Below are 5,625 nucleotides of genomic sequence, written 5' to 3'. Positions count from 1 at the left end.
CGACGCTGTTCTACGTAGACACACTGCCGGATATCGGGTCGGTGGCCGTCGTCGACGGCGACGAGGGATTCCACGCCGCCACCGTTCGGCGGATCCGCCCCGGTGAGCAGCTGGTGCTTGGCGACGGCGCCGGCGAGCTGGCCCACTGCGAGGTCGAGCAGGCCGGGCGCGACGGCCTGCGGGCGCGGGTGCTTCGGCGGTGGAGCGTCGAGCGCGGTCGGCCGGCGGTGACCGTGGTGCAGGCTCTGCCCAAGTCCGACCGTTCGGAACTCGCTATCGAGTTGGCCACCGAAGCCGGCGCCGACGCCTTCCTCGCCTGGCAGGCCGCCCGCTGCGTGGCTAACTGGGACGGCGCCCGAGTGGACAAGGGTCTGCGCCGGTGGCGTGCGGTGGCCCGCTCGGCGGCGCGGCAGTCCCGCCGGCCGCACATCCCGAGCGTCGACGGCGTGTTGTCCACGGCGGAGCTGACGCGGCGGATCCGCGACGAGATCGCCGCGGGCGCCGCGGTGCTGGTGCTGCACGAGTCGGCCACCGATCGGCTCGCCGATCATCATGTGGGACAAGCTGATTCGGTACTCTTTGTGATCGGCCCCGAGGGCGGCATCGCACCGGAGGAAATCGGCGCGTTGACCGACGCGGGGGCGGTTGCGGTGCGGCTCGGCCCCCAGGTGTTGCGGACGTCGACGGCCGCGGCGGTGGCTCTGGGAGCGCTGGGTGTGCTGACCCCCCGATGGGACGACGCCTCGGCGCTGTGACCGGATGGGTGATCAGGGCACCATCCACGACAGCACCGACGCCTGCAGCCCCGAGAGGGCGCAAATGAAGACAAGGAACACCAGGCTCCAAACCACGACCCGGCGGAAGATGTCGCCTTCCTTGCCATGCACCCCGACCGCCGCGGCGCCGATCGCGAGGTTCTGTGGCGAAATCATCTTGCCCAGCACTCCGCCCGAACTGTTGCCGGCGGCCATCAGCAGCGGCGACAGTCCCGCCTTGGTAGCGGCCGTCACCTGCAGCGCACCGAACAACGAATTCGACGAGGTGTCCGATCCGGTCACCGCCGTGCCGAGCCAACCCAGTATCGGCGACAGCAATGCGAACGCGCCGCCCGCTCCCGCCATCCAGGTGCCCAGCGTGATGGTCTGGCCGGACGCGTTCATCACGAATGCCAGTGCCAGCACTGCCATTACGGTGACGATGGCCCACCGCAGCTGATGCAGCGTGGTCCCGTAAGCCTTGAGCGCGGACGGCACCGACAGGCGCAGCACCACCATGGTCAGGATGCCCGCCACCAGCATTTGGGTTCCCGGCGTGGTGAGCAGATTGAAGGTGAAGGTCGGCAGCGCCGACGGTGTGCCCTTGGCGTTGTACAGGTGCAGCCCCGGCCAGTGCGTGGTGAAGGTCGCCTTGTCGAGGAGCTTCTTGACGGCGGTGATCTGACAGATCACGAAGACGGCGATGATGATCGCGTAGGGCGCGTAGGCGCGGACCAGCTGGCCGCGCGAATCGGGACCCTCCGGCTCGGGGGTTTCCATCGGGGTGTCCGTAGGGCTGTCGGCGTCCACCGGGGTCGCGGGACGCGGCGGCCGGGCGCGCACGAAAAGCACGACCGCGCCGGCGGACAGCAAAGAGGCGATCACGTCGGCCAGCGGTACCGACAAGAAGTTGGAGGTGGCGTACTGGCCGAGGCCGAAGACCACACCACCGGTCAGGGCCGCGGCCCACGTCTCGCGCAGACCGCGGCGGCCGTCGACGATCGCGACCAGCGCCAACGGCACGAAGACGGACATGATGGGCGTTTGGCGCCCGACCATCGCGCCCAGGGTGTCGGTTGACATCCCCGACACCTTGGCCAGGGTGATGATCGGTGTGGCCATCGCCCCGAACGCAACCGGCGCGGTGTTGGCGGTCAGTGACAGGACCGCCGCCTTGATCGGTTTGAAGCCCAAAGCCAGCAGCATCACCGAGGTGACCGCCACGGGCGTTCCGAATCCCGCCAACGCCTCGAGCAGCGCGCCGAACGAGAACGCGATGATGATCGACTGGATGCGGTGGTCGTCACTGACGGTGGCAAAACTTCGCCGCAGAACGTCGAAATAGCCTGTCCGCGCGGTCATCTGGTAAACCCAGATCGCGTTGATCACGATCCACAGGATCGGGAAGAATCCGAAGACGGCGCCTTCGCTGCCCGCCAGCGCCGCCTGGCCGATGGGCATTCGGTACACCGCGACCGCGACCGCGATCGCGACGGCCAGGGACACCACCGCCGCCAGCCACGCTCGGATCCGCAACACCCCTAGCATCACGAACAGCGCCGCCAGCGGCAGCGCGGCCGCGAGCGAGCTCCAAGCCAGCGAGTGGGCGACCGGATCGAGGATCTGGCGATACATGTAGGCACCTTCCGACTTGTGGAGTGGGCGGGATTGCTATGGGTGCATGGGTGCCGGGGCGCGGCACGGGTGTCGGAACGCGAAGCGGTGGTCTGGCAATTGGCATTGAATCGGCTGCGATGCTATCCGCATCGCAACCTCGGCCCACGTCCACAAAACGCCGCGTTGATCTCATCAAAGTAGGGCACCAAGGTGAACGTGTCAGGGGTGAACTGTGGGAATCTGTGACTTTTTTCTTGGATCAATCTCCGCACCCCGTTTGCTAGGGAAAACCGTCGACCGTTGGGTCGCGCGCTCACCCGGCGGTACGATGAAATGGCTAGCAATATGCTCATGACAGGCAAGAACGCAGAAGGCAGGCATCGAAAACCACGTGACGCCCCGCGAGACCAGCGCTGCTGACGCAGCAGGAGCCCTCCAGGCCAACGCCCAAGTTCGCAGCAGCATCGATGTTCCGCCCGATATCGTCATGGGCCTGCTGGGTTCGGCAGATGAAAACCTCCGCTCCCTGGAACGCACGCTGGACGCCGACCTGCATGTGCGTGGCAACGCCATCACCATCTCGGGTGAGCCGGCCGATGTCGCGCTCGCCGAGCGGGTGATCTCCGAGCTGGTCGCGATAGTCGCCAACGGTCAGCCGCTGACGCCGGAGGTGGTCCGCCACAGCGTCGCCATGCTGGCCGGCACCGACAACGAATCACCGGCCGAAGTGCTCACGCTCGACATTTTGTCGCGGCGCGGCAAGACAATCCGGCCCAAGACGCTGAACCAGAAGCGCTACGTCGACGCCATCGACGCCAACACCATCGTCTTCGGGGTCGGCCCAGCCGGCACCGGAAAGACCTATCTGGCGATGGCCAAGGCCGTCAACGCCCTGCAGACCAAACAGGTCAGCCGCATCATCCTGACCCGGCCGGCCGTGGAAGCCGGTGAGCGCCTTGGCTTTCTACCGGGCACGCTGAGCGAGAAGATCGACCCGTACCTGCGGACGCTGTACGACGCGCTCTACGACATGATGGACGCCGAGCTGATCCCGAAGCTGATGTCCGCCGGGGTCATCGAGGTGGCGCCGCTGGCTTATATGCGCGGCCGCACGCTCAATTCCGCGTTCATCGTCCTCGACGAAGCGCAGAACACCACCGCCGAGCAGATGAAGATGTTCCTCACCCGGCTCGGCTTCGGGTCGAAGATCGTGGTCACCGGCGACATCACCCAGGTCGACCTCCCGGGTGGCGCCCGGTCTGGTCTGCGGTCGGCGATCGAGATTCTGGATGCGGTCGACGACATCCACATCGCGGAGCTGACCAGTGTGGATGTGGTGCGCCACCGGCTGGTCTCGGAAATCGTTGACGCCTATGCGAAATTCGAAGAGCCGGGCCTGACGATGAACCGGGCGGCTCGGCGGGCCTCCAACTCCCGCGGTCGCCGATGATGGGGCTGCGAGCAGTCTGATGAGCATCGAAGTATCCAACGAGTCCGGCATCGACGTCTCCGAAACGGAGTTGATCAGCGTCGCGCGGTTCGTCATCGCCAAGATGGACGTCAACCCGGCGGCCGAGCTGTCCATGGTGCTGTTGGACACGGCCGCGATGGCCGACCTGCACATGCGGTGGATGGACCTTCCCGGGCCCACCGACGTGATGAGCTTTCCGATGGACGAGCTCGAACCGGGCGGTCGCCCCGACGCTCCGGAGCCGGGCCCGTCGATGCTCGGCGACATCGTGCTGTGCCCGGAATTCGCCGGCCAGCAGGCCGCGGCCGCGGGCCACAGCCTCGGGCACGAGCTGGCGTTGCTGACCATCCACGGCGTTCTGCATCTGCTCGGGTACGACCACGGCGAACCCGATGAGGAGAAGGAAATGTTCGGCCTTCAGGACCGGCTGCTCGAGGAGTGGGTCGCCGAGCAGGTGGAGGCCTACAAACAGGACCTCCAAGAGGAGCGGGATCGCCGGTTGTTGGATAAGTCAAGGTATTTCGACAATTGACCGGCTTGCCTCAGCTGCTCAGCGCGATCGCGTTAATCGCTCTGGGTGGGCTCTTCGCGGCCATCGATGCGGCCGTCAGCACGGTGTCACTGGCTCGCGTGCAGGAGCTGGTGCGCGACGAACGTCCCGGCGCGGTATCGCTGTCCAGGGTGATGGTCGAGCGGCCCCGCTACATCAACCTGGTGGTGCTGCTGCGGATCAGCTGCGAAATCACCGCGACCGTGCTGCTGGTGGTGTTCCTCTACGACAACTTCGGCCTCAAGTGGGGGCTGTTCGGCGCCGCCGCCATCATGGTGGTGACCAGCTTCGTCGTCATCGGTGTGGGCCCACGCACGTTAGGCCGACAGCACGCGTATTCCATCTCCTTGGCGACATCGCTTCCGCTGCGCGGAATCTCGTGGCTGCTGATGCCGATCAGCCGGTTGCTTGTGGTCTTGGGTAACGCGCTGACTCCCGGCCGCGGCCTGCGAAACGGCCCGTTCGCCTCGGAGATCGAGCTGCGCGAGGTCGTCGACCTGGCCCAGCAGCGGGGTGTGGTCGCAGCCGACGAACGCCGGATGATCCAGTCGGTCTTCGAGCTCGGCGACACTCCCGCCCGCGAGGTGATGGTGCCGCGCACCGAGATGATCTGGATCGAAAGTGACAAGCTGGCGAGCCAGGCGATGAACCTCGCCGTGCGCAGTGGGCACTCCCGCATCCCGGTGATCGGGGAGAACGTCGATGACATCGTCGGAGTCGTATACCTCAAAGACCTTGTTCAACGGGCGTTTTCGTCGGGAGACCGTGGCCGCGCCACCACCGTGGCGCAGGTGATGCGTCCCGCGGTGTTCGTGCCGGACTCCAAGCCCCTGGATGCGCTGCTGCGTGAAATGCAGCGCGACCGCAACCACATGGCGCTTCTCGTCGACGAGTATGGAGCGATAGCCGGCCTGGCCAGTATCGAAGACGTGCTCGAAGAAATCGTCGGCGAGATCGCCGACGAGTACGATGAGGCGGAGACGGCGCCGGTAGAAGATCTGGGCGACAAGCACTTTCGGGTCTCCGCGCGGCTGCCCATCGAAGACGTCGGCGAGTTGTACGGGATGGAGTTCGATGATGATCTCGACGTCGACACCGTGGGGGGCCTGCTCGCACTGGAATTGGGCAGGGTCCCGCTGCCGGGTGCCGAGGTGATTTCGCACGGCTTGCGGCTGCAGGCTGAGGGCGGTCCCGATCATCGCGGGCGGGTCCGGATCGGCACCGTTCTGCTG

General features: G+C 66.3%; 5 protein-coding genes. 4 read left to right on the top strand and 1 reads right to left on the bottom strand.

All coding sequences use genetic code 11. From position 1 onward, the window contains the following. Nucleotides 1-5 precede the first annotated feature (5 nt). Nucleotides 6-755, top strand: a complete 750-nt coding sequence (locus tag JOZ00_RS07660; protein WP_293341974.1) for a 16S rRNA (uracil(1498)-N(3))-methyltransferase — start codon at nucleotides 6-8, stop codon at nucleotides 753-755. A 12-nt stretch (nucleotides 756-767) separates the two neighbouring features. Here the strand turns inward: JOZ00_RS07660 and JOZ00_RS07655 are convergent, their stop codons facing one another. Beyond that, entirely contained in the window at nucleotides 768-2,390 is a 1,623-nt protein-coding gene (locus tag JOZ00_RS07655; RefSeq protein WP_293341971.1) for an L-lactate permease, read from the bottom strand. Nucleotides 2,391-2,763: 373 nt separating this feature from the next. Between JOZ00_RS07655 and JOZ00_RS07650 the strand changes: the two genes are divergently transcribed. From JOZ00_RS07650 to JOZ00_RS07640, 3 genes are all read left to right on the top strand, one after another. Then, complete coding sequence (locus JOZ00_RS07650) at nucleotides 2,764-3,822, top strand: PhoH family protein (RefSeq protein WP_293341968.1); 1,059 nt, start codon at nucleotides 2,764-2,766, stop codon at nucleotides 3,820-3,822. A gap of 19 nt (nucleotides 3,823-3,841) precedes the next feature. Beyond that, the gene (gene ybeY / locus JOZ00_RS07645) at nucleotides 3,842-4,375 is read left to right on the top strand and encodes an rRNA maturation RNase YbeY (RefSeq protein WP_293341965.1); all 534 of its coding nucleotides are present in this window, start codon (nucleotides 3,842-3,844) and stop codon (nucleotides 4,373-4,375) included. Beyond that, nucleotides 4,372-5,625 (top strand): hemolysin family protein (locus JOZ00_RS07640; RefSeq protein WP_293341962.1); only part of this gene is annotated, 1,254 nt, incomplete at its 3' end. The genes ybeY and JOZ00_RS07640, both read left to right, overlap by 4 nt.

This window comes from Mycobacterium sp. (assembly GCF_019243155.1).
GTDB lineage: Bacteria > Actinomycetota > Actinomycetes > Mycobacteriales > Mycobacteriaceae > Mycobacterium.
The sequence above is the reverse complement of the archived record's forward strand: the minus strand, read 5'-3'. Positions and strand labels throughout refer to the sequence as shown.